This window comes from Butyrivibrio sp. FCS014 (genome assembly GCF_000526935.1).
Lineage (GTDB): Bacteria > Bacillota > Clostridia > Lachnospirales > Lachnospiraceae > Butyrivibrio.
The window spans coordinates 436,545-461,533 of sequence record NZ_JAHA01000019.1; the positions used below are offsets into that span (position 1 = coordinate 436,545).

Annotated in this window: 24 protein-coding genes; 4 read left to right on the forward strand and 20 right to left on the reverse strand. The window is 44.5% G+C overall.

From position 1 onward, the window contains the following. Positions 1-12: 12 nt before the first annotated feature. From T456_RS0114885 to T456_RS0114960, 16 genes are all read right to left on the reverse strand, one after another. On the reverse strand, positions 13-2,289 hold the full coding sequence (locus T456_RS0114885) for a penicillin-binding transpeptidase domain-containing protein (protein WP_024866812.1): 2,277 nt from the start codon (positions 2,287-2,289) through the stop codon (positions 13-15). 43 nt (positions 2,290-2,332) lie between these two features. Next, on the reverse strand, positions 2,333-2,770 hold the full coding sequence (locus tag T456_RS0114890) for a hypothetical protein (protein WP_024866813.1): 438 nt from the start codon (positions 2,768-2,770) through the stop codon (positions 2,333-2,335). Between the two features lie 60 nt (positions 2,771-2,830). Beyond that, the gene (gene rsmH, locus T456_RS0114895) at positions 2,831-3,772 is read right to left on the reverse strand and encodes a 16S rRNA (cytosine(1402)-N(4))-methyltransferase RsmH (protein ID WP_024866814.1); all 942 of its coding nucleotides are present in this window, start codon (positions 3,770-3,772) and stop codon (positions 2,831-2,833) included. A gap of 1 nt (position 3,773) precedes the next feature. Next, positions 3,774-4,214: a division/cell wall cluster transcriptional repressor MraZ gene (gene mraZ, locus T456_RS0114900; protein ID WP_024866815.1), complete on the reverse strand. Its 441-nt coding sequence runs from the start codon at positions 4,212-4,214 to the stop codon at positions 3,774-3,776. 283 nt (positions 4,215-4,497) lie between these two features. Beyond that, positions 4,498-6,075 carry a helicase HerA-like domain-containing protein gene (locus T456_RS0114905; RefSeq protein ID WP_024866816.1) on the reverse strand — a complete coding sequence of 526 codons (1,578 nt, stop codon included), beginning with the start codon at positions 6,073-6,075 and terminating at the stop codon, positions 4,498-4,500. 153 nt (positions 6,076-6,228) lie between these two features. Then, positions 6,229-7,077, reverse strand: coding sequence for a DegV family protein (locus T456_RS0114910; RefSeq protein WP_024866817.1), 849 nt, complete (start codon positions 7,075-7,077; stop codon positions 6,229-6,231). Between the two features lie 187 nt (positions 7,078-7,264). After that, positions 7,265-7,921 (reverse strand): low molecular weight protein-tyrosine-phosphatase, encoded by a 657-nt coding sequence (locus T456_RS20370; protein WP_024866818.1) that lies wholly within the window; start codon positions 7,919-7,921, stop codon positions 7,265-7,267. A gap of 216 nt (positions 7,922-8,137) precedes the next feature. After that, positions 8,138-8,704, reverse strand: coding sequence for a hypothetical protein (locus T456_RS0114925; RefSeq protein WP_024866819.1), 567 nt, complete (start codon positions 8,702-8,704; stop codon positions 8,138-8,140). 4 nt (positions 8,705-8,708) lie between these two features. Then, positions 8,709-9,599, reverse strand: coding sequence for a BRO family protein (locus T456_RS0114930; RefSeq protein ID WP_024866820.1), 891 nt, complete (start codon positions 9,597-9,599; stop codon positions 8,709-8,711). Further along, positions 9,589-9,819, reverse strand: a complete 231-nt coding sequence (locus tag T456_RS0114935) for a helix-turn-helix domain-containing protein (protein ID WP_024866821.1) — start codon at positions 9,817-9,819, stop codon at positions 9,589-9,591. The genes T456_RS0114930 and T456_RS0114935 overlap by 11 nt, the downstream gene beginning before the upstream one ends. Before the next feature lie 186 nt (positions 9,820-10,005). Then, positions 10,006-10,212, reverse strand: a complete 207-nt coding sequence (locus tag T456_RS23475; RefSeq protein ID WP_278246941.1) for a tyrosine-type recombinase/integrase — start codon at positions 10,210-10,212, stop codon at positions 10,006-10,008. Positions 10,213-10,221: 9 nt separating this feature from the next. Continuing rightward, positions 10,222-11,094, reverse strand: coding sequence for a sugar phosphate isomerase/epimerase family protein (locus tag T456_RS0114940; protein ID WP_024866822.1), 873 nt, complete (start codon positions 11,092-11,094; stop codon positions 10,222-10,224). After that, positions 11,094-12,398: a glycoside hydrolase family 1 protein gene (locus tag T456_RS0114945; protein ID WP_022753550.1), complete on the reverse strand. Its 1,305-nt coding sequence runs from the start codon at positions 12,396-12,398 to the stop codon at positions 11,094-11,096. Before T456_RS0114945 ends, T456_RS0114940 begins: the two co-directional genes overlap by 1 nt. Positions 12,399-12,416: 18 nt before the next feature. Continuing rightward, the gene (locus tag T456_RS0114950) at positions 12,417-14,678 is read right to left on the reverse strand and encodes a family 78 glycoside hydrolase catalytic domain (protein ID WP_024866823.1); all 2,262 of its coding nucleotides are present in this window, start codon (positions 14,676-14,678) and stop codon (positions 12,417-12,419) included. A 14-nt stretch (positions 14,679-14,692) separates the two neighbouring features. Continuing rightward, positions 14,693-16,906: a glycoside hydrolase family 2 protein gene (locus T456_RS0114955; protein WP_024866824.1), complete on the reverse strand. Its 2,214-nt coding sequence runs from the start codon at positions 16,904-16,906 to the stop codon at positions 14,693-14,695. Positions 16,907-16,925: 19 nt separating this feature from the next. After that, complete coding sequence (locus T456_RS0114960; RefSeq protein WP_024866825.1) at positions 16,926-18,440, reverse strand: MFS transporter; 1,515 nt, start codon at positions 18,438-18,440, stop codon at positions 16,926-16,928. A 134-nt stretch (positions 18,441-18,574) separates the two neighbouring features. Here T456_RS0114960 and T456_RS0114965 point away from each other — a divergent pair, with 134 nt between their 5' ends. Further along, complete coding sequence (locus tag T456_RS0114965) at positions 18,575-19,786, forward strand: AraC family transcriptional regulator (protein ID WP_024866826.1); 1,212 nt, start codon at positions 18,575-18,577, stop codon at positions 19,784-19,786. A gap of 296 nt (positions 19,787-20,082) precedes the next feature. On the opposite strand, the gene T456_RS0114975 is transcribed toward T456_RS0114965, so the two are convergent. The 3 genes from T456_RS0114975 to T456_RS0114985 all read right to left on the reverse strand — a co-directional run bounded on the left by T456_RS0114975 (position 20,083) and on the right by T456_RS0114985 (position 21,932). Further along, the gene (locus tag T456_RS0114975; RefSeq protein WP_024866827.1) at positions 20,083-20,526 is read right to left on the reverse strand and encodes a hypothetical protein; all 444 of its coding nucleotides are present in this window, start codon (positions 20,524-20,526) and stop codon (positions 20,083-20,085) included. A 98-nt stretch (positions 20,527-20,624) separates the two neighbouring features. After that, positions 20,625-21,188, reverse strand: coding sequence for a PadR family transcriptional regulator (locus T456_RS0114980; RefSeq protein ID WP_024866828.1), 564 nt, complete (start codon positions 21,186-21,188; stop codon positions 20,625-20,627). A gap of 15 nt (positions 21,189-21,203) precedes the next feature. Further along, positions 21,204-21,932 carry a 4Fe-4S binding protein gene (locus T456_RS0114985; RefSeq protein ID WP_024866829.1) on the reverse strand — a complete coding sequence of 243 codons (729 nt, stop codon included), beginning with the start codon at positions 21,930-21,932 and terminating at the stop codon, positions 21,204-21,206. Positions 21,933-22,229: 297 nt separating this feature from the next. Between T456_RS0114985 and T456_RS0114990 the strand changes: the two genes are divergently transcribed. The 3 genes from T456_RS0114990 to T456_RS0115000 are packed head-to-tail and all read left to right on the forward strand — an operon-like array spanning position 22,230 to position 24,207. Further along, a complete protein-coding gene (locus T456_RS0114990) occupies positions 22,230-23,063 on the forward strand; it encodes a PfkB family carbohydrate kinase (protein ID WP_035802240.1) in 834 nt (277 codons plus the stop codon). Positions 23,064-23,096: 33 nt separating this feature from the next. Continuing rightward, positions 23,097-23,609 carry a TIGR04002 family protein gene (locus T456_RS0114995; RefSeq protein WP_024866831.1) on the forward strand — a complete coding sequence of 171 codons (513 nt, stop codon included), beginning with the start codon at positions 23,097-23,099 and terminating at the stop codon, positions 23,607-23,609. 1 nt (position 23,610) lies between these two features. Next, a complete protein-coding gene (locus T456_RS0115000; RefSeq protein WP_024866832.1) occupies positions 23,611-24,207 on the forward strand; it encodes a TatD family nuclease-associated radical SAM protein in 597 nt (198 codons plus the stop codon). Between the two features lie 76 nt (positions 24,208-24,283). On the opposite strand, the gene T456_RS0115005 is transcribed toward T456_RS0115000, so the two are convergent. Next, on the reverse strand, positions 24,284-24,967 hold the full coding sequence (locus T456_RS0115005; protein WP_024866833.1) for an MBL fold metallo-hydrolase: 684 nt from the start codon (positions 24,965-24,967) through the stop codon (positions 24,284-24,286). Positions 24,968-24,989 lie beyond the last annotated feature (22 nt).

A 24,989-nucleotide genomic window follows, 5' to 3' on the forward strand; every position in this document is an offset into this window, starting at 1 on the left:
CCATATATGCCCTTACGGCTCTGAATTTCCGGTACCTGAGCCGAAATCAGGCAATGTGTCGCCTCCGAATTCATACCCGCTTGCGGGGTCGATCGGATTACCTGTATTCGGGTCAATATAATACCCCGTTGAAGGGTCCACGTCAAATGTCTCCCAGATGGATGAGGTATCTTCTCTTTGTTCATCAGGATCAACCGTGCCGTCGGGATTTTCGCCTTCCTGCGCGGTTTCTCCGCCTTCAGCGCCCTCAGGATTATCAGCTTCACCCTCTGTTTCAACACCTTCTTCGCCTTCGGCAACTTCTGCCTCAGGGACCTCTGGTGTGATCATCTTTTCATGAAGCTCTGCGAGCTCCTGCTGCTCTTTTTCAGAAAGTTCCTCGGTCATTGGAATATTAAGATAAGGAAGAGCCTCTGTAAGAACCGCTCTTACAATCCTTGTAGCAAACTTGGCATCATCCTGATACTGCGTGTTGGGCCTGTCAACCACAACATAGATGGCAATCTGAGGATTTACCGAAGGAGCATATCCCATGAAGGATACAACATACTGCCTGTTACCACGTGGAAGGGTCTGGGCTGTACCGGTCTTGCCGCCGATCATGTAACCTGCCGGGCGGGCTGTCTTACCGGTTCCTTCCTCTCCCGCAACAACTCTGTTGCAGTACTGGATTATCTTATCTGAAGTACTCTGTGATACAGTCTGTCTCAATATCCTCGGCTCCACGTTTCTTATCGTAGATCCGCTGCTGGAGACAATTCTTTTTACGATATGAGGTTCATAGTAATATCCGCCGTTGATCAGTGAGCTGAAACTGGTAATCATCTCGATCATATCAACGTTGAAGCCCTGGCCAAAAGAGTTTGTGGCAAGGTCCGCGGAAGTCATGGCATCGGCAGTGTAGGTAAGGCCTTCGGTCCTGGCTTCTCCCGCAAGGTCGATATTGGTCTTAAGTCCGAATCCGAAGTCCTTCTGGAATTTGGTAAAGGTGCTGACACCTGTAGCCTGTGCAATATGCATCATGGCAACGTTACAGGAAATCTCGATTCCTCTTTCCACGGAAACATATCCGTCACCGTATCTGTTATGGCATCTGATGGTCCATCCGCCGACTTCAAGGCTTCCCTTACAGTCATATACCTCATTTCCGGTAATGGAGCCGCTCTCAAGTCCGGTGGCTACCGTAAAGGGCTTTGCGACAGATCCCGGCTCATAGGTATCGCTGATACAGAAGTTTCTCCACAGAGCATTGTAGTTCTGGTAAAGCTGCTCATCGGAAAAAGTCTCAAGCATCTCTTCCGTAATATATACGCCGGAATCCAGTTCGGACTCGCCTTTAAGCTTCTTGCCGTTCTCGTCAACAGCAGGCATTCCTATAAGTTTTGACGGGTCTCTTGGATTGTTCAGGTCAAAATTAGGATAGCTGGCCATGGCCAGAATCTCGCCGGTGTGTATGTCCATCATGATGCAGCCCACGTTATTGGCCGCATTGCCCCAGCGAAAAGCATTGGCGTAGGTATCGTTAAACTCCTGAAGGTGCTTCTCAACTATATTCTGAAGGTTACCGTCGATGGTGGTAACTATACTGTCTCCGTCCTCTGCGGGAATTGTGGTTCTTTCAAGATTTGAATCCTCATCAAGGTATCCGTACTCTCTTCCGGCGGTTCCCGAAAGGGTATTGTTATAATACTCCTCAAGGCCGTACATACCCGAGTTATCATTGGTAGTAAATCCCACAACATCGCAGGCAAGTGAGCCGTTGGGATATTTCCTGATGTAATTTGACTCGAACCAGACTCCCTGAATATTGGCATCATAGCCATCCATTCCGGGGGTTATCATATCCTGGAAATTCTTGATCTGATCATAGGGAAGCTTCTTGGCCAGCACATAGTACTGGGATGTGGGATGTTCACTTAAATATGTTCTGATCTCACCCTGGTCAAGTCCAAACTCTCTTACAAGAGCTGTGATGGTGGGCTCAAGGAACTTCTCGTCCCTAAGAAGGAGCTTTGCATCCAGAATCACATTGTAGACCTTCTCGCTGTAGGCCAGAATGGTTCCGTTGGAATCCAGTATCTCTCCTCTTCTGAAGGGCAGAGTTGTTGAATCGTACTGCTGCTGGGACAGAATCTGCTTCTCATACTCCTCACCGTTATTTCTGGTGATAAGGATAAGTCTGACCCCTAACCCAACGAAAGCCAGTAGTACCAAAACAAATAGCACCACCAGCTTTTTTCTCATCCATTTTACAAATTTGATGTCACTGCTAACTTTTCGCTGTTTCATTTATACACTTACACTTCCTTGGCTGCAATTTAATGTATCAATATCATTTGCCGCCGGATCCAGGAATGGGAGCAAGCTGCCTTACATAATCGTTGCCGCCCTCATCTGAATAAGTGATTATCTGCCCTTCGGAAGCATAGGTCATACCGTACTCCTGGATGGCAATTCTTTTTATCTCATCCAGATCCACATTTCCATTGGCTCTATTATACGCCTCATCATTGTCCTGTTTCAAATTATTCAGTCTGCTCTCAAGCTCAGCCACGTATTTAACGCTGTTCTTGATCTCCGACTGCAGAGAGATATACCATGCCAGTGTTCCCAGCATGAGAACCAGTGCCAGTGTCAAAAACAGGAGGTAGCCAAGGCTCATGTGATGTCTTCTGCCCCTGCGTTCGGTCTCATGAACATGGACAGGTCTTTCAACACGCTTTTTATTCGGTTTTCTTACAGTCGTGCCGCGAATATATTCACTTGCCATATTCATGCCTCCTTTCATCAGCCAGGGAAAAAAGTGTTCTGCCCGCCCACCAAATACTTATCAGGCCTTAGCTTTTTCAAACACTCTCAGCTTGGCGCTTTGTGATCTCTTGTTCTCCGCAAGTTCCTCGGGGCTTGGCAGGATCGGCTTTCTTGTGATCACCTTGCCCTTTGAAACATTTCCGCACACGCACACCGGGAAATCCGGCGGACAGGTGCAGGGATTTTCATTTCTTTTGAAATTATTCTTGGTTATCCTGTCTTCCAGGGAATGGAAGGTTATAACGCACAGCCTTCCGCCCGGATTAAGGAAATCGATAAATCCGTCCAGGGAATTCTGAAGTACATCAAGCTCCCTGTTCAGTGCTATTCTTATGGCCTGATAGGTTCTCTTGGAGGGATGGCCTCCCTTTTCCCTCATCTTGGCCGGAATCGCAGCCTTTATGATATCGTTGAGCTGCCCCGTGGTCTCTACGGGAGCCTTGGCTCTCTCGATACATATGTGCTTGGCAATGTTCTTGGCGAATTTGTCCTCGCCGTAATCCCTTATAATATGAAACAACTCGGTTTCGGAATAGTCATTTACTATGTCTCTGGCAGTCAGAGTCTGCCTTCTGTCCATTCTCATGTCCAGCGGCACATCTTCCTTGTAGGTGAATCCCCTCTCAGCGTTATCAAGCTGAAATGAAGAAACTCCAAGATCCAGGAGAATACCGTCAACGCCCTTTACTCCAAGCTCTTTCAGCCTTGCCACCGCATTCTCATAGTTGTCACGGATGACAGTGACTCTGTCCTCAAAGGGTAAAAGCCGCTTTGTAGCCGCAGCAATGGCGTCCTCATCCTGATCCGTCCCGTACAGATGGCCTCCTGCCGTCAGTCTTTCCGCAATGTGAAAAGAGTGACCGGCTCCGCCAAGGGTTCCGTCAAGATATATTCCGTCAGGTCTGATATTCAGATTGTCCAGGCACTCATCAAGGAGTACCGAATAGTGTTTGAATTCCATATCACAAGCTAAGTCCGTACTCACTCATCTTGGCAGCAATACCATTGATGTCATCAAAGGTGCTGGCCTTCTCCCACTCAGGCTTGCTCCAGATCTCAGCTCTGTTGCCAACGCCGGCAACCACGGCCTCTTTCTCGATCCTGGCGTATTCCAAAAGAGTGGATGGGATAAGTATTCTGCCCTGTTTGTCAAGTTCCGCATCAGTGGCTCCGGCAAGGAAGAAACGGCTAAGCATTCTGGCTTCGGGCTTATCCATCGGCAGTGACTGGAGCTTCTCCTCGAATTTCTCCCATTCATCCTGGGCAAACACGAAAAGACATCCGTCAAACCCCTTGGTTACCACAAAATTGTCACCAAGAAGATCGCGGAATTTGGTAGGAATTATGAGCCTTCCCTTAGCGTCGAGAGAATGGCTGTATTCGCCTTTAAAAAACGCTCCCACTTTTCTACCACTTTCAACCACTTTTTGCCACTTTTTACCACTTGAGTTAATTATAAAGTAAAAAAACGGCGTTAACAAGGTATAAATGTGATATTTCCATGAAATTAATCTAAAGCGAACTTAATTTTCCACAAAAAAATAGCCTATCTGGTGGTTGTGTGTTTTCTCATCCACTAGATAGGCTAAAAATTCCGCAAAAAATTTTTTTAAATTTTTTTCGAGCAATCCGGTATGTTGATCTTATCGAAGGCAACATTTTATCCCGGAAGGCATCAGATCTGTATTATGATTTGAAAAGTGTGGCAAGAATTCCTCTTCCAAGGCTTGCTCCCAGGTTTCCTCCAAGAGTCTTGCCGAACTTTCCGAACTTACCGCCGACAGTCTTTCCAACTTCGCGGCCAACAGTTCCCACAACTGAGTTTCCGATAGTCTTGGCTGTCTGTTTCTTTTTGCGCTCAGCGGCGGCTTTTTCCTTCTCGGCTGCCTTAGCTGCGGCTGCTTCCTCTTTCTCTTTTGCCTTGCGTTCTGCTTCCTCAGCCTTAAGCTTCTCTGCCGCCTCCGCATCAGCTATGCCCTTTCTGAGCAGGAACTCATAAGCCGACTCAGGATCGTGGGGCTCAAAGTACTTGCCGTAAAGATCGCTGTTATTGATCTCGCGGCTTCTTGTGGAAGCGTCGATACCTCCCATGAATGACTGAGGAGGAAGGATCTTCACTCTCTCGCAAACTGTAGGTGTTCCGGTCTCATCCAGGAATGAGCAGATTGCTTCACCTGTTCCCAGCTCCTGAATAACGTCTGCAGTCTTGAATGCGGGATTCTCTCTGAAGGAGTCGGCGGCTGCCTTTACAGCCTTCATATCTGAAGGTGTGTAGGCATGGAGCGCATGCTGGATCTTGTTGCCCAGCTGTGCAAGAACACCGTCGGGAATATCTCTGGGGTTCTGGGTTACAAAGTAGATACCTACACCCTTGGATCTGATGAGCTTAACAACCTGCTCAATCTTGTCCATAAGGTGTTTTGGGGTATCCTTGAACAAGAGATGAGCTTCGTCAAAGAAGAAAACCATCTTGGGCTTCTCGGGATCTCCCACCTCAGGCAGTGTCTCGAAGAGCTCAGACATCATCCAGAGAAGGAAAGTTGCATACAGGGTTCCGTTATTGATAAGGCTTGTGGAATCCAGGATGTTGATCATTCCGTTGCCGTTTGAATCAGTCTTGAACCAGTCGTGAATATCAAGAGCGGGCTCGAAGAAGAACTTGTCTGCTCCTGCCATCTCAAGAGATACGATGGATCTTACGATGGCCGCAACCGATACAGGGCTTATATTGCCATACTCAGCTGCGTAATCGTTCTTATTCTCGGACATGTGGTTCAAAAGCGCCTTGAGATCCTTGGTATCAACAAGAAGAAGCTCCTGATCATCGGCTATCTTGAAAGCGATTGTGAGGATATCTCTCTGAAGATCGTTAAGTCCCAGAATCCTTGCAAGAAGGAGCGGTCCCATCTCGGAAACCGTGGTACGAAGCGGGATTCCCTGCTCACCGAAAACATCCCAGAAAGTAGCGGGATACTTCTTGTATTCAAATCCTGCCTCTGCAAGGCCAAACTTCTGGATACGCTTCTGCATATCTTCGCTGTCTGCGCCTTCCCTGACCATTCCGGAAAGGTCACCCTTTACGTCTGCAAGGAATACCGGCACTCCCATGTCACTGAAGGACTCGGCAAGAACCTTAAGTGTTATGGTCTTACCTGTTCCGGTGGCACCTGCAATGAGGCCGTGACGATTAGCCATTTTGGGCAAAAGAAATATATTCTCACCCTCAAGATTGTTAGCTACCCATATCTTACCGTCTCTTAACATATGTATCCTCCCAACTGTTATTCTCTTTTCATGGCGCAAAAAAAAGCCCTGCAACAAGTATACCACAGTTACAGGGCGAAGTATTTGATATTTGTTTATTTATCGTCTTTCAATCAGCGCATTTTCCACTGTCTGTCCGGGAACATGTCAGGGTTATTTTTCAAAGTATGCCAAGGCAATGGCTCCGGGGCCTGAGTAGGTACCGATGGTTGCTCCGACTTCCGCATACTGAAGCCTGTCCTCAAAGCCTTCATAAAGATCTTTGGAGTCTTCAACATATTTCCTGAGCATATCATCGGAGAATCCTGAGTACGCCAGGCATACAGGTCTTTCAAAGTCTATTCCACCGGTGTTTTTCACAAATTCCTTGAGCATATTGTGGCTGTTCCTGGAACCTCTGGCCTTGCCAATGATCTTAACAACACCCTCTTCTATGGTAAGAACAGGTTTGATCATGAGCATGTTTCCCGCAAGGGCTGCGGCGGAGGATATTCTCCCTCCCAGTTTAAGATACTCAAGAGTGTCAAAAACAGCAATAACGTGAGCCTTTTTCATCTCTTCCCGGATCTGAGCCGCTATCTCTTTTGCCGAAAGGCCCTGATCACGAAGCTGAACCGCTCTCTCAACGATAATGAACTCAGATATGCAAAACTGCCTGGTGTCAATCACGAAAACCTTATCTTCGTAATCCTGTGCCGCAATGCAGGCGCTCTGATAGGAACCCGAAACCCCTGCTGATAGGGTAAAGCAGATTGCTTCATCCCCATCCTTTGTCGCTTCCTTAAAAGCCTCTCCATAGTCAAAGGGCGAAATCTGGCTGGTCTTGGGTATCTCGTCGGTCTCCACCAGCTTTCCATAGAATTCCTTACAGCTTAAAGTAACTCCGTCAAGAAACTCCTCATCACCGAACCTCACCTTGAGGGGAAGCACTGTAATGCCCCATTTTCCGGCTCTTTCCTGAGAAATATCACTTGCGGAATCTGTTATTATCCTCACTCCCATTTTCATTCCTCCACAGATACTGCATTTGCAAATTTAGTTTCCACAAATGCATTAAAATATGCTGTTTGCAGTTCGTTTTGAAATTTCAGTTTCCAAAACTTAGCAAGTAGCATACCATATTTCGTGATGTATATATATGGGAGATCATCCAAAAATTATGAGAACACCCGACGAATAATTATGGAAATTAACCACGGGGAAAGTCGTCGTGAATAAGCCCCTGGTCGTCATCATCCCAGTAATCGTCGGTGTCATCGGAATGAAGGGCGTTATGGGAGTTATGAGCATCATCAGCATCATTATTAACTGCCATGGCTGTTTCCCATTCTTCTATAGCGAGTTCTTCAGAAAACTTGGGATCTGTCAGGATCTGCCTGAATAGTCCGTGGCAGCCGTCGCTGCAGTCCCGCCAGGTGGCGTCAAAATTTCCGGTGTACCAGGGATCCGCAACGTCTCCCTCTCTGCCTGCAAATTCCAGCATCTTGAAGACTTTTTTGTCCGGATCGACCCTAAAAAGGTTATTGAGGTTCCTGATATTGGCGCTGTCCATGCCTATTATAAAATCAAACTTCTCGTAGTCATTCCTTGAGGTCAGCCGGGCCCTCTTTTCACTTACTCCAAGCTCATTTTCAGGTGTTCCGATACCATGCTCTCTAAGTTTCGCCCTGGCCGGCGGATACACCGGGCTCCCCACGCCGTTCCAGATCTCGTCTGTGTGAGTTGCTGACGACTCTATATGAAAAAAGTCATCAAGCCCCTGTTTGTGAACTATATCCTTCATAATGAATTCCGCCATGGTTGAACGGCATATATTGCCGTGGCAGACGAATAGAATTCTTATCATCCCTGTATTCTCCTAACTTTTGGCTCAACCATGCGGTCTAGAGCACATTGTTATTTTATAGCTATTTGGCATATCTTTGCAAAAATCGGCATATTTTTGCCTGCAAAAGTTGTAAAAAAGTTGTAAATTCATTGCTCCGTACAACTCAGTATTTATCAGGCATTTGCACAGATTCTTCCCATCTCTTCTTTGGCATCGTCTAATAGTAAAAGTATGTTATCCTGAACATTGGCTTTTTATAATTTCAGAAAGATTCTGCAAAACAAACTCTTGCCCCATCTTGTCATATTCTATCCTGTAATACGCGGTTCCGTTCATGCTAGTTTGCAAAGAATGTGTTATTCCAACAGCCTGTCCCTTTTCTGTAGTCAATGTTACTTTTTTATTTAGCTGATGATCCTCTTTTTCTATCAAATAGCCATTCTTCTTGAGCCAAGCAGTTATCACTTTATATGACAGCTTTTTGTATTCTTTTTCATCTATCCCAGAATTCAATTGCTCTGTAAATCTTGTTATCGTTTTTGTCTCTATAAACTGATACTCAGAAAGTGACTCCATAGGGAATTCTTTTTTCTTAATCCCTGAAGTTTTTCCAATCACTCCGCCATTTTCCTTAAGTGCTAAAAGCACATCTTTGATAAAAAACATACATCTGATAACATTAGGATCATTCATAACATCATCATTATCTGCCGGCATATTGTTTATAGGATTTTTTCCATCTGCTATACGATCTACATAAATAAGTGCTTTATCCAATTTTTCTAAATCAAACTGTCCCATTTAGTTATTCTCCATTTTCATTATCATTATCATTTTCATACTCGATATCTATAATGTTCTCTATAAGCCCAACAACAGCATCATTAAGTTGCATCGCATTTTGACTTGTGATGACGGGCTTACCGGTTTCTGCCTCAATATTCTTTCTGGCATCTCCAGCAATCTGTCCGCCTCTTTTTGCTATCGTTTTGTTTTCATCAAGTCCCTGCGGATTATGTACTTTAGTTAGCTCAGTAGTAGTTGCTTCTGCCAACATATTTAATGCAAGCTCAAGAGTACTCATGTTATCTCTTAGGTTTTCTTTTTTGAGTCCCTTAAGATTCTTATACTGCCTTGTTGACATGCCTGACCAGGCTCTGGTAACTTCATCTGTCAAGATAGCAAACTCTTTTCCCTGCTTAACACCATGACCTTTCCACTGATCCGTTAGCTCTTTTCTTGCACGAATTGTCTGAAGTCTTTGATTAATCCAGTCTGCGTCATATCCAAGTCTTGCATATGTTTCCAAAGCGCGATCTATCGTAAGCTCAGGGTCTATCGTCTCCTCTATCCTTTCACGGCCAACCTGTGCAAGCCACATTTTAAATGGTTCAGCCTTCTTAGAAGGAATTGACTGGATAATTCTTAGAAGTTGTTCAGTATTTGCTACGTCCGTAAATCTCTTTTTCCCATCTTGAGCTGTCATTTTCAACTGGTTACAATTTGTAACCAGTTGATTTCCTTCTTCTTTTAGCCTACTTTTTAGCACTTTCCAATAATTTCTAGCCCCGTTCATATCCGATTGCTCTGTCAATGCGCCTACCACATCAACTATTGAAAAATACCACTCTTCTTCGTCCTCTACCCAAGCCGTTCTAATAGGCTGATCTTCGAATAATTGTACCTTATCTTCCATCATCGTTTTTCCCCTTTTCCCCATTACTATTTCCGTCACCTGAGAGCTTTTCCATTTCGATTTTATACGCCATCAATCTCAAAAGATAATCTGGCATTTTCCTATTTCCCAATTCCCAATCCTGCAGTGTACGATACGGAATTTCAAAATACGCACAAAACTCTTTTCTCGACATTCCAGTACTGTTTCTTAATTCTATCAAATAATCTCTGCTATCCATGCAAGCCACCCCGTTCATTCGATGTCTTTATACTCATTGCGTATCATCAGTATTGCATACGCGATGCGTGTTGTCAATAAAAAATGTCGATCAACTATACAGTCAACCGACATTTTTATTATTGTTGTTTACCCGATTACCCTAACGACAAGTTGCAATTCATTGCTCCGTACAACTCAGTATTTATCAGGCATTTGCACAGATTCTTCCCATCTCTTCTTTTGCATCATCGATAGAAAAATGTGTATAAGTATTAAGCGTTACACCTATGTCTGAATGTCCCATAATATATTGCAGTGTCTTCGGATTCATCCCTGACTTAGCCATGTTGCTACAAAATGTATGGCGGCAAACATGAGGCGTAATCTTACCGACGTGTGATTTCCATATCACGTTGTAAAATCATGAGGAAATCAATTTGTTTTTCTTAAACCACTGCGCGCTAAGAGTCAGACTTTTTATCGGATCATTGTCAATCCAGTTTTTATGAGTTTCCAATACAATTGCCTTTACTTTGGCAGCCTCCTGTACACTCTCCAAAATACTGCCAAGGGCCATATTCCCTGTTCCTAGTTCGGCCGCATCTTCCTTGAGAATAGGCGTAATGAACGGTCCTTGTTTTCTGCAGCCTCTGTCATTTATATGCCACATTACCATTCTGTCTGACAGTTTTTTTACCAGGGCAGTAACATCTGCTCCTCCGTCTGCAAGCCAGTAGGTATCAAGTTCGAAGTTAACATACCCGGGGTCGGTGTTCATGGCGATAAAGTCCAATGCAGTTTTTTCTTCTGAGACCTTCTGTAACTCGACATTGTGATTATGATAAAGAAGTTTTACTCCATAGGGCAAAAGAGCTTCTCCCGCCTTATTAAGCCTCTCAGCAAGTTTTTTTACCTCAGAAGCATTCCCGTAATCAAACCTGTACATACCGGTTATAACAACGGTATCTGTTCCAAAGCTCATGGCTTCTTTAGCAACAGCCTCAGGGTTTTCTTCAATGCTGTTCAGATAGCTGTGCAGACTTATAACCTTCAGCCCACTTTCAGCGATCAGCTCCTTCCAGTTAAGTTTCCCTCCACTTCCCGTGGGCATACCGGCAAATTTTGTAAGCAGCCTCACAATAAAAGGCGTTGGCTTGATCATGAAGTCATTTAGTTCAATGCCGTCATAGCCGGCACTCTTGATGCTCTGAAGCGTGCTGAGTGCACTCTCATAACTATTGCATCTGCTTCCGATCATTATCTGTTGCACACCCGTCAGTACTGTGTCTTTCATTATTTCAAATAGCCTCCAAGATGCTTCAAACTGGGCTTTGGTGCCCTGATCTGTGTTTTCCTGTCAACTGCGCAAAGACCAAATGTCAGCGCATAACCTTTCTGCCACTCAAAATTATCGATAAGTGACCAGTGGCAGTATCCGATGACAGGAATTCCATCATTTATACAGCTCTGAACACCCTCAATTGCCTTGTCGATAAACTCAACTCTCTGCTTATCATCTGCTGTTGCTATTCCATTTTCGGTAACCATGATCGGAACATTTGGCATCTCCTCATGCACACGTCTTATTACATGCTCAAGGGCTTCAGGGTATACTTCGTAATCCATCTGTGTCATGGGTGTTCCCTCCGGAACAGGCACTATTCCATCAGGGCCGTAAGTTGTTCTGGTATAGTTCTGAAGTCCGAAGAAATCATCATCCTTGATATAAGGAATGTAATGGCTAAACTCCTCATTCCAGTCGCTGTCTGCGCGCTCCTTGCCACCTTCTATGTACTGGCAGTCGTGCAGGGAAAGCGTAATACCAACCTGAATATCCGGATTAACAGCCTTGATTGCTTCCTTGGCTGCCTGATGCGCCTTTATAACTATCATATCGCCATTTGCATCTGTTGCAGAAACAAATGTATGCGGTTGAGGATCTCCGAATACTTTGGCATTCTCCATTGCTGCCAGCTTCATTTTCTCCATCGGGTCAGAGAGATTAAGTCCAACCTGAACCTGTCCCTCCATGGAGTCACCACTGCTTTTGGCTGCATTTGCCATTTTCGCCATCATCTGCTTCTTAAATCTCTCCATGAGAGCGCCTATCTGAAGTCTCATGTTGGCCTCATTTATGGTGCAGATATACTTTATCTCGCTTCCAAGCTGCTCTGTGACGAACCTTGCATAGTTGGCAAAAAGCTCTACAACCTGCTCATTGTCCCAGCCTCCCAGTTTTATAAGCCACACAGGTGATGTGAAATGCATGAGAGTAATAACCGGCTCAACGCCATTGTCCCTGCAGCATTTGATCATCTTCCTGTAATGCTCAATCTCTTTTTCATCAAATTTGCCCTGCTCAGGCTCAATACGTGCCCATTCAACAGAGAATCTGTAAGTGTTAAGGCCTGCATCCGCAAGCATCTTGATGTCTTCTTCGTATCTGTTATAGTGATCCACAGCATCCAGTGAAGGCTCAACAAACTGTGAATACTCCATATTCTCCATTACCCAGTAATCTGAATTTGTATTGTTTCCTTCAACCTGATGGGCTGCAGTAGAAGCGCCCAGCATAAATCCGTTCTCGAACTTGTTCATTTTCCTATCCTCCATAATTTAAATCTCATAACTTCCGCTTGTCAGAATTCTCTTTTCCTCGCCGGGGAGCTCCAGCTCTGCTTCCATTCCTTCAGGAATTTCAAATCGGTAGGCAAAAGAATCCGTCTCCTCAATATATCTCCATTCAGAAACTATGCGGCCTTTCGGTGAATCATAGTAACCCTTTGCAAACTTAAGTCTCTCATCCGGCAGAGGCTTTATCAGAACTTTGTCAAAATCGTATCTGATTCCCAAGACACCGGACAAAAGCCATCCGGAAACAGCTCCATAGGAGTAGTGATTCAGTGAATCATGGACAGTGCCGTCTTCTCTGACGCCATCCCAGGTCTCCCAGATAGTGGTAGCACCTTTCTCCACCGCATAGAGCCACGAAGGATAGCTTTTTTGCAACAGCAGTCTGTATGCAGTATCCACATAGCCGTAATCTGCAAGCACGCTGCACAGGAAAGGCGTTGAAAGGAAGCCTGTATTAAGATGATAGTCATTTTTCACTACCAGCTCATTTAAGTCTTTAGCAGCTTCCACTGCCTCTTTTACAGGTAAAAGACAAAACGCAAGAGGCCTTACGTACTCGCACTGCCTGTCAGATTTTATATGCCCGTCTTTCAGAACCAGATATCTGTATGCCTCAGTCGCCTTTTCCGAGATCTCTTTGTACTTATCCGCATCGGCGCCATTTCCAAGAAACTCTGATATTTTAGCGAGAATCCCCGATGAATATGCATAGTATGCTGTTGCCACTTCAGGCTGGCCATCCTTGAATGCAGCCATCATGGTCTTCATAACATCTGTTCCGGGCTCGCACCACTCGCCGTAGTCCATTCCGGTGTCGATGATGTATTTTCTGTAAGGGTTCTTTCCAAAGCGGTTCTTGAGCTTGCTCTTTCCTGCTCTTCTTCCGAGGAAATCCACCCACTTCTTCATCATTTCATAGTTGTCTTTAAGTATCTGCTCATCGCCGTATATTCTGTACAGATTCCAGGGCACAAGAACCGCCGCATCGCCCCATCCGACAGAAGCCGAGAACATCTCTGCTATCTTGCCCGGATTTGAGTTCTTGGGGCAGATATACGCCATCTTGCCATCAGGGTGCTGCCCAATCCTTACGTTTGCAAGCCATTTCTCATAAACTCCCCTGCAGTCCATAAGGTACGCACCGGTCCTCACAAAGACCGCCGCATCACCTGTCCAGCCGGCTCTCTCCCTTGTTGGGCAATCAGTGGGAATGTCACAAAAGTTTGACTTCATGGACCATACACTGTTTCTAAAGAGCTTATTTACTTCATCTACGCCACACTCAAAGCCTGCTGTTTCCTTCATGTCCGAATACACAGCAATGCTCTTAATCTGGATGTCTGACAGTAAAATATCGCTTGTTACCTTTGCATATCTGAATCCAAACATCGAAAAATGCGGCTTAAAATCATTCCTGCCCGGCTTGCAGATATAGTTTATTTCCTGTTTTATTCCGCCTGATTTGTTCCTGTCTCCGGGCTGGAAATTACTGATCGTGAAGTTTCCGTTTTCATCCAGGGTTTCACCGTGGACGAGGCAGATCTTCTCACCGCCTTTGGCGTTTTCTACAACAAAAGACGTATAACCTGCAAGGTTCTGTCCGAAATCAAATACGCTCTCTCCGCTCGGAGTAGTGATGAGCCTTCCTTCAAACACTTCATGTTCCGTAACAAACGGCGATGTCTGGGCTATAAGATTCCCTTTGTCAAAAGACATCTCTCTTGCCTTATGCCACTCACCAAAGCCCGAACCGGCATCGCAGGTCTCTCCCAGCTCAAGGTCCGTAAGCTTAATGGGCCCGTTTTCACAGGCATCCCAGCTGCAATCCGTGACAAGTATCGGATTCTCCATGTCTTCATCGCCTATTATCGCGCACAGAAATGAAATATCCTCGCCGTAGAGGTTTCTCACGCCGTCAATTCCGTTGCATCCTCTGTACCATCCATCACCAAGCGTTATAAATATCTCGTTTTCACCGGGCTTTAGCACTTCAGTGATCTCATACTCCTGATACTGAAGCCTTTTATCATACTCATCGCATCCCGGTGTCAGACGTGCATCCGTGATTTCCCGGCCATTTATCATTATTTCATACAAGCCGTGAGCCGTAGCATATATGCAAACTTTCCCCTCTTTATAAGAGAATGTGGTTCTTAAATATCCTGCTCCCTTTCTCTTATCAGGTTCTGTCACGGTTTCAGGAGATATCCACTTTGCTTTTTCAAAAATCTTAGCCGCTTCCATTTAACACCTCTGTTTTAGCGCTTTTTGATATTCATAAGAGCATTTGAAAGTGCCTTAATCTCGTCGGATTCTATATCCATTCCGCCCTGTTGCAGGAGCTTCTTAAGGGGCTGGCGAGCAATCATCTGTTGCATCGCTTCGGATATCTCTACTCCTTCGCCCATCCCACCGGCTGTCTTTGCAGTCATTGCAGCCATCATTCTGTCCAGTATTACTTTTCCTTCAGGCGTTGCCTGAATCTCTGCCATTGTACTTGAAAGGGAAAGGTATCCCTCTTTTTCCTCAGGTTCATCTGCCTTATCAAACCAGTTTCTGACCTTTTTGTCGGGAGCAAAGTATGCAGGATTGGGCTCAGAAACCTTTGCTATCTCCATTTCATCAGATAACTCGCCTGAAACAGCCTTTATTGTATGTACTCCGGTTATGGAAACATTAAACTTAAAGATATGTTCTCCGCTTGCGTTTCCTACTTCTGCGCCGTCAACAAAGAGAGTTACGGACTTTTGGTTTGAATATACCTTAATCTCTGTGTTATCCTCGATGCGGTCGTGATATCTTTTTCCGCAAAGATGAACGAAAGGCTCATCTGACCACCATGCTTTATAGATATAATAAGCGTCCTTTTTCTGCTTTCTGTCAAAGGTGATGACTCCCTTGTGGTTTTTGCCGGGGTCTCCTGCCTCATCTCGTCCTGCTGCAGCAAATTCAAACATATTCCAGAGATATGTTCCCCAGATATATGGACGGGTGCTGAACATTTCAAGCATATGCTCGTGATAAACAGCCTGATAACTCTCTGTATAATCGCCTTTTTCAGGTATTGGAGACTGAAGCGTAATTACTGAATCTGCGCCATACTCCGTAAGTCCTATTGCCACATCGGGATGCTGATTATGGAAATCGTCAAACCACTTGTCATTGTCCTCCATCTCGCCTACATACCAGCCATAGTAGAGGTTGTAGCCGCGAATATCAGGCAGTGTTACAAGAGGCGAGTCTGTCTCAAGAAGGAACAGATTTGCCATGGCAGAATATCTGATAGGATCCATCTCGTGGACAATATCGTTTAATATCCTGTGATTCTCCAAAAGGTCTTCAGTTACGCCTTGCAGAGATATTTCATTTGAAAGTGCCCAGCACATTATTGATGCATGATTGTAATTCTGGCTTATCAGCTCTTTCATCTGGGATATGGTGTTCTCTCTTCCACTGTCCATATGTACGGTAATATATGGAATCTCAGCCCAGACTACTACGCCCTTTTCGTCGCACAGATCATAGAAGTACTGATCGTGCTGATAATGTGCAAGCCTTATGGAATTTGCTCCCATAGAGAGGATAAGTTCAAGGTCTTCTTCATGCATTTCTTTTGTAAGCGCATTACCGACTCCTGCTCTGTCCTGATGTCTTGAGACTCCTCTAAGTGGATAGCTTTCTCCATTGAGGAAAAATCCTTTTTGAGGATCAACATGAAACTGCCTTACTCCAAACCTGTCATAGATTCTGTCACACTCTTTTGTTCCATCCAAAAGAGTTGCTGTTATGTTGTACAAGAACGGATCCTTGAGACCGTTCCATAAATGTGGCTCTTTTATCGTGATCTTACCGCAGGCAACATATCCACAGGATGCATCCTCTGCCGGAACCACCTCAAACTCCTGCTCTGTTACACCATCTATTGATATTCTTACGCGCTCTCCGCCGCTCGTGTATGCCTTTATTTCAATTTCAGCTTCATTTCCGTTTAGTCTTGGTGTGACGTACAGTCCTTTTCCACCATAATAGTCCATGTCAAAGTGCTTTTCATCCACAACCACAAGATAAACATCCCTGTAAATGCCACCATAGAAAGTGAAATCCGCTTTCTGTGGATACACCCTTGTATTTGGCTCGTTGGAAACAGAAACTACAATCTCATTTGAATCTGAAAGTACCTCTGTAATATCTGCCCTGAAACACGAATATCCGCCATCATGGCTCGCAACCTCACGGCCGTTTAAAGCAACTTTTGCAGAAGAATTAACGCCGCGAAATTCCACATACGCCCGCTGTCCCTCTTCCATTACCGGTCTTTCAAATGTCTTTTTATAAAAGCAGGTTCCTCTGTAATACGGCTCGGGACCCGTCTGTCCGTCAATAGCATTCCAGGTATGCGGAAGATTTATACTCTCGCTCTTTCCCTCTTTTTCAAATATCCAGTTATCATTCCAAAGAATTGTTGTTCGCATGTTTCACCTCTCCAGATTTTTACTGACCCATTGCAGCCTTTTTCTTATCGCCGATACTCTTCTGGATCTCTTCCATCTTCTCGTATGTGAGCTCGGAATTTTTCATTGCCAGAAGTGTGCAGATCCATCCCACTATAGGGAATCCGATAAGAAGTATTACGGTCATAACCCTGACGCCGAAGGTAAGCGGATCGCCCTGCTGCGGAGCAGTAGTTGTATATCCTATAAGTCCGATCATGAGTGTTGCGATAGTTGCACCAAAGGATGAAACTATTTTGTCAATGAAGCTGTAAGTAGCGGATACTGTCGCAGGCATGTATTTTCCTGAGCGATCCATCTCATAGTCAACAACATCCATTCTGAACGCGCTTGTTGATACAGAAACAACCATCTTCATTGCGTTATTTCCAAATGTAAAGAGCACGTATGTGATTGCCATGAGAACTGCTCCGGTTGATAAGTTGCCACCGAATACTGTTCCCACAAGAGTTGTAGGTGTAAATAAAAGATATACTGCAAATGCGATATTCAGTCCGATACAGTTCTTGGTCCAGTCGATCATGACCTTTCTGCTACCCTGTTTACCTGCAATCTTCGCACCTATGATCGCAAAAATAATGGATGGAAGCATTGCAAGCGCAGACAGAATCGATGATATAGCCATTGAGCCAAGCATAATTCCGTTAAGCATTGTGGACACTACCGCTGCAGAGCCTATTGTCTGTGCCAGCTTATCGGATGTTGCAGCCATGATGAATCTCTGAAGCTCTTTGTTTTCTTTGATCAGAGCCAGCATATCCTTAAAGTTTGGCTTTTCATCGGTCTCGCCATCCTTTTTGATTCCTTCGAAATTCTCGGGAATGTCGTATGGAGCAATTCCTATGCATGCCAGAATGTAGAAAAAGAGCGAAACAAGTATTACCACTACATTGTAAGTTGCGAAGTATTCTGTTCCCTGAATGTTATTAAATCTTGGGAGAATCACAGCGGATGCCACAACGCTCATGATCATTGGCACCAGATATGAATATGCTGTACTCCAGACACCGATTGTAGGACGCTGTTTTGGATCATTTGTCAGAATGTTCATATTGATCTGACCTGCTATACTTACGAATGTATAACCAATGATATAGATCACATAGCAGAGAACAAAGAATGTTATTCCTGCTGCGCCCGTAAGTGACAGCTTTGCCCCTATATTGCACATCAGCGTCGTAGCGATGGCCATAAGAAGCCATCCAAACATGATCGAAAATCTTACTTTTCCAAATCTGGAATTAAATCTTTCCAGGAAAAAAGCTATTACCGGGTCTGTAATTCCATCCAAAAGCCTTGATCCTGTGATAATAAGTCCTGTAACTGCAACAAGTATTCCAAAGTTGGAATTTCCAATATATGTTGCACCATTCATCAGCAGATAAAATGCCATCTGCCCTGCACCTGTCATCATCGCAAGCGCAATATGCCAGGTTTTAGCTCTTTTATAAGTTACCCCATTTTCTTCTCTTATCAGAGATTTGTCCTTACCCATTATTATTAACCCCTTTCAGTTGCATGATAATCTTTGAAAGCTTTCCTGTTATGGTCATAGTATCATTTAGTTTTGTAATATGTTAGAATTATTTTATCCCGATTAGTATTATTTTGTTGTTTTGAGGAATAAATATGGACCACACTCTTTTTTCAGCTCTTTTAAAAAACCTGCTCTCTGTGGATGTCACGGATGCAACAGACATGGACAGCTCTCTTTACGCCTTTGAAAAGAAATACTGCTTCAGCATAAAGATGCAGCCCATGTTTACAAGCAAGGCGCTTTACTATCTTCTGTCCTCCTCCAAAGAAAGCATGATCTATGAGCTCATAGACCAGCTCGGTATCTGCTTGTCCTTTTTTACGTTTGATAACAGGATTTATATAATCGGACCTTATGTAAAAGAGAAATATTCAGAGCTTAAGACAGAAACCGTACTTGCAAAAAACGATGAATCCTCATCCAAATCATTGGTGTTTAAGCTGTATTACACAGCATTTCCCATTGTGTATACCGAGCAGATCACCAGTGTTGTAAATAAATGCATAATCTCTTTTTTCCCTACGGAAAGTGAGTATTCATACAGAAGACTATCGGGATTTATTCAGGATGTATCTGAAGAAGATGATAAGACAGAACTGTCCGAGAAGAATTACAGTGAAATCTACAGGAGATATGATCAGGAAAAGCAGTTCCTTTCGATGATAAGAAACGGGGATACCAAAAACATCCTGTCCGCATTTGAAAAATTGTCCGGTCCGGAGGCTCTTTCCGATTTTTCCAAAGAGACTCTTAACTACTATGCCTCGGGCTATGGTCTGGCAATACTTAAAGCTCTTTCCAGAAAAGCTGCGGAAGAATCAGGTCTTTCAGTCATTACAATAGATGAGATAACCCAAAAATACACCCAGCTTTCATCAGCTACAAACAATGCAGAGCTTCAGACGCGCTATCAGATCGATATGATCGTTGAGCTGACAAAAGCTGTTCACAACCACAAGCTGTCTCTGGACAAGTATTCTCCCCCCATTCAGAGGGTAATGGAATACATCAATCTTCATCTGGGGGACCATATATCAAACGATGATCTGGCGGCAAATGCCAGTATGTCCATCTCTCACCTGTCTAAGGTGTTCAAAAAAGAAACCGGCGGGACCATGACGGAGTACATCGCACTTATGCGATGCAAAAAAGCTGCCGGACTCCTGAAAAAGACAGAGCTTCCGGTCCAGGAGATCAGCAGCTACGTCGGATATTCTGACAACAATTACTTTGTGAAAGTATTTAAAAAAATATATGATCTGACGCCCTCAGAATATAGAAAAACACGTATAGTAAGCCTATGAAACACTATGCTTCTGATCGCTTCCACCTTGTCTTCCCGAGGCCTTATACTCCCGTCAACATCCTCGGAAATCTCTTCATTGTCAGACTCTATCAGCTCTTAATAGTTATGGGAATAATATTGCAATCATTGAATTTGGCAAAACCTCTAAGTGTCCTCTCCAGTGCAGCGTCCATTGCTTTTGTTCGGCGAATCCCGGGCTCCCACCACAAGCCTTTAACTTGAAGAGTGCCTTCCTTACGATCCGGGACTGCCTCATCCTCGACCATACTGCCCGTCCACTGCAATGGTCTCAGTTTAATATGCACTTCCTGTGGCAAAAGAGCTCCAATCACCATACACTCTGTCAGCTCCCTCTCCACGAAATGCCCTCACTTTTATTCTGAAATCGAAGTCATCCTGAGCAGTGGCAACATAAGTATTATCTGCAATCTCAACGGTTTCGGGTTCTCTGTACTCCTTCTCTGAATAGTACTTATTTTCTACAGAGACCTCATATCCATCAGCCCCTTCAACCTGATCCCATTCGAAATAAACCTCTGCGCTGTCTTCACCGGATCTGAGAACTCCGTCTTTCACCACCGGCACACTAAGAGCGCTAGGTTCAGCCACTTCCTGTTCAACTACCTGGAGCTCACTCACCGCGGTGGATTCAGCTCCGCTGTCTGCCGCTTTATTGTTCCCACAGCCAACAGCAACGATCATCATAAGCACTGACATAGCAACACATAACTTTTTCATACCACGTAAATCTCCTTCGTTTTAATCCCTCTTGGTCCTGCCACATTGTTGTTTCCATTGTCTATTTTAATTCAATTTTTATCAAAAATAGATCTCCTTCAACCGTCAAATGCCATTTCAGCTTTTCCAGTCAGCAGCTTTTTTGCCTTTGTGCACCACTTAAGGTACGCTTCATAAGTGTCAATTCCAAATGTCACTGTAAGATAATAGAAAACATGATCTTCTTCATCCAGTACTTTTTCCAGGTTCTCCTTGAACATATTAAGCACTGCCAGATTTCGTTTGACATCCTCCTCGAAAATCTCGATGTTCCTTATGGTGACACTCCTGTCCACAACCCCGCCAAAATAGAGCTTTAACAAAGTTTCATATCTGAGTTCATTGGAAACCTGATCTTCCTGTAACCATGATCTTAAAGCCTTGGTTCCCCGGGTAGTTATATGGTAAGGTATCCTCTCGCGGCTACCGGTCTTAGAGTTCTTCTTTTTTGAAATGAGGCCCTCTTCCTCCATGGAACTCAGTGCAGGGTAAATATTCCCAAAGCTCCCTTTCCAGAAGAAGCCTATCGCGCCATCAATTCTCTTTTTTATGTCATATCCGGTCAGATCTTCATGGGATAAAAGACCTAAAATCACAAGATCTATTTTCCTGTCCTTTGCCATTTCTCTTTCTCCTAATCACTTCCAAGTAAACTTATATTTGAGGACTGATTTAGGGCATTCATCGACGCATGCGCCGCACTGGATGCATTCTGTGCATTCAGCATTTTTGCCTTCAGCCACAAGTTCTTTGACATCAAGTCCCATAGGACATGCTCTGCTGCACTTTCCGCAAGAAATGCATTTATCCTTGTCCGCTTCAATATGAAGCTGCGGCAGATGGAGAAGCCTTCCGATACTGCTTCCAATTACCATAAACGGTGCCATCCAGCAGATGTAATGACAAGCTGCTCTTCTGCCATGCATCAGTGCCGGTATAAGCAATAAAAATATGACGCCATAGTAGATCACATAATTGTATATGCTAGCAATAGATATTCCATGGTCTGTCATGTAAAAAGGATTTATGCGCACGTCATTTTTGCCCATAATAAATGCAGCAATCACCGCGCATATCCAGATTGTCCATATCACATATTTGATTTTATCACGTTTCCCCTGCTTAGCCGGATTATCATTTATCCGCAGTGCGCATTCCTGAAGACCTCCCGCCGGGCATAGGTATCCACACCAGACTCTGCCGAAGAACATTGAAAATACAAGCATCGCTGCAAACACAATAAAACTGCCGTTTATGACGTGCTCCATAGCAGCATTTATGATGATGTACGGCGAGAAATACCACATTGTAATCGGGAAAAGAAGCAACGATATCAGTAAGGCTGTTTTTCTTATTCTTTGTCGCATGACAGTAATCTCCTTTTGCGTATATCAATATATCAATTTGATATATCTAATTGATATATTATGTCCGTTACTGTATCATGTCAACAAAAAACAGATTTTGATCAAACTATTTCTCCATGATAATGATTCTGTTACCCTTTTTATCTGTCTTGAAAAAAAGAACTCGATAATCTTTAGCCAGATCCCTCCTCGTCGCCTGAAATCTGGCATTAATAAATAATCTAAAACTGGCCATTTCAATATTACCAGACCCCGGAGTATATTCTTTAACATAACAAAGCGTTAAAGGAGCAAATCATGAAAGTAGCAGCAATAAATGATCTGTCAGGATTCGGTAAGTGCTCTCTGGCGGCGGATATGACCGTTCTTGCGGCAATGGAAATTCAGTGCTGTCCTCTGCCAACAGCGGTGCTCAGCGCACAGACGGGATATCCTTCCTTTTACTCCAGGGACCTTACGGGGATCATTCCTGAGTATTTAAGAGAATGGAAAAAACAGTCGGAAATCTTTGACGGAATAATAACCGGCTTCATGATGAGCAGCTCTCAGGCAGCCAGCAGCCTTGAGTTCATACGGACTTTCAAATCCGAGAATACAAAAGTCCTTGTAGATCCTGTCATGGGGGATGATGGCCGCACATACAATAACTTTTCAAAGGAGCTCCTTGAAACCATTCGTGAGATGGTAAAAGAGGCTGACATAATCACTCCGAATCTGACAGAACTTATACTGCTTGCCGGAGAAGACCCTGACAGAATAATGCAGCTTAAGGGCGATGATCTCATGGAGGAAATCCAGAGCATCTCAATTCTTCTAGGCGGTGGGCAGGGCAAAACCATAGCAGTGACCGGTATACCTCTTTCTGAGGACGTCATTGGGAACTTCATTATGGAAAACGGGGAGCACAAAGTTATTACAGCCCAGAGCAACAAAGTCCACTATTCCGGAACAGGGGACCTGTTTGCCGCAGTATTTTTAGGGGAATGTTTAAGAGGCGGCAGTGCATTTGACGCAGCAGACCTGGCCAGCCGTTTCATTCTGGCTTCCGTCAGGGATACTGCCGGGGACACACCTCCAAGAGCCGGTGTGGAGTATGAAAAAAACCTGAAAATTCTTATGGACCGGGCATAACATTTTAATCATTACAGAAAGTGGGGAGAAATCATGATCGGAAAGAAAAGCAAAATCTATACCTTAACCCTCAGCGGAGTCTTCGCGGCACTTATCACTATTTTTACCGCATATATAGGCCATATTCCTGTGGGCGTTAACGGCGGATACATTCACTTCGGCGACGGACTTATCTACCTCGCAGCCACTATCCTTCCGCTGCCCTATGCCATGCTGGCAGGTGCCATCGGCGGAGGACTTGCGGATCTTTTGACCGCTCCTGCCTGGACCCTTGCAACAGTGATCATCAAGGCTCTTATCGTAATCCCTTTTTCAAATAAGACTCTTAGAATAGTCAGCAAAAGAAATATCGCCGCTCCGGTAATTGCATACTTCATTTCGGCAACCGGCTATTATATCGCGGAAGCTCTTTTATTCGGGGCAAAAGCTGCGATCTTTACAAGCTTTACCGGAAGCTTTGTACAGTCCCTGGGCAGCATGATCTTTTTCCTGATGCTTGGTACCACTCTGGACAAACTGGGCTTCAAGGCCAGAATGGAGGCATGAGATGGCAGACATACTCTACACTTACAAAGACTCGGTGTATGCCAATATAACCAATAAATGCAATTGCAGATGCACCTTCTGCATCCGCTTTGTAAAGGATGGTGTGGGCGATGCCGATACTCTCTGGCATCAGACAAATCCTACACTTACGCAGGTTCTCGATGCCATACGGGATTTTGATTTTTCCGGATACAATGAGCTTGTGTTCTGCGGGTATGGTGAACCCACCTGCCAGCTTGACATACTGCTGGAGGCTGCAGCTTACGCCAAACGGGAAAAGGGCCTCAAGATAAGATTAAACACCAACGGTCAGGGATCTGCTGAAAACGGACGGGACATAGTCCCTGAGCTTGCCAAAGTCATAGACAGCGTCTCAGTAAGTCTTAATGCTCCCTCAAAAGAGGAATATGAGGCAGTAACAAAACCTCTTCACCCTGACGGTTTTGAGCACATGCTGGAATTTACCAGAAGATGCAGAGAAGAAATAAAAGATGTCAGATGGTCTATCGTCGATGTTCTTCCTGAAGAAAAAATAGAGAGATGCCGTGCCCTGTCTAAAGAGCATAACATCCCTCTGAAAATTCGAAAGAAAGCGTGAGCCATATCCTCGGCAGATGATGGACTCTTACACTCGTTCAGCTTTCATCATTCGTTTGCATTCATATTTTGAAAACTCAAATCCCGTTCATCAGATCCGTCAGGGTATCTTCAGTATCGACCGGAATCCAATGGCCCTCTAAACATATTTCCGGATTGATCTCTTTGATGGTATCTGCAAGTTTCCGGCAAAGATCCTCCCGCTTAATCCCTGTAAAGAAATCATCGCAGGTGCAATCACCAAGAAACAATGTTTTATCCTGCTCAACAAAGACAAGCGTGGAGTCATCCGTATGTGGTGCCTCTGCCTCGATGACTTTAACCGTGCAGCCGCCAAGGTCAAGGGTAATCTCTCCCGAAAACAACATATCTGCCTTCTTTACGATCACATCCATATCCGGGCTATATTCCCGTCTGACACTTTCGTGAAGGGCAAAAAACTCATTCGGCCCCTTCTTTACTATTTTATCATTCCATTCTGCAAGATAGCTATTTGTTCTTTTATTTGCCAGGCAAAGTCCGTTCACGGCATGCATTCCGAAGGTATGGTCCCAGTGCCAATGCGTAAGGACTGTCAGTGCGGGAAGAGGCAGATTCTCTTTTTCCAAAAGCTCATAAAACTCCCTGACATGAGCGGCAGAATGCCCCGCATCTACTGCAAGGCTCCAGTTGTCCCCCTTCACATAGCCAAGATTCGGGCGATCCCTCTCCTCTTCAAATGGCATATACCATATACGTTCTGTAAGTCGTTTCAATTCCATCTTGTATTTCTCTCCGCTTTAC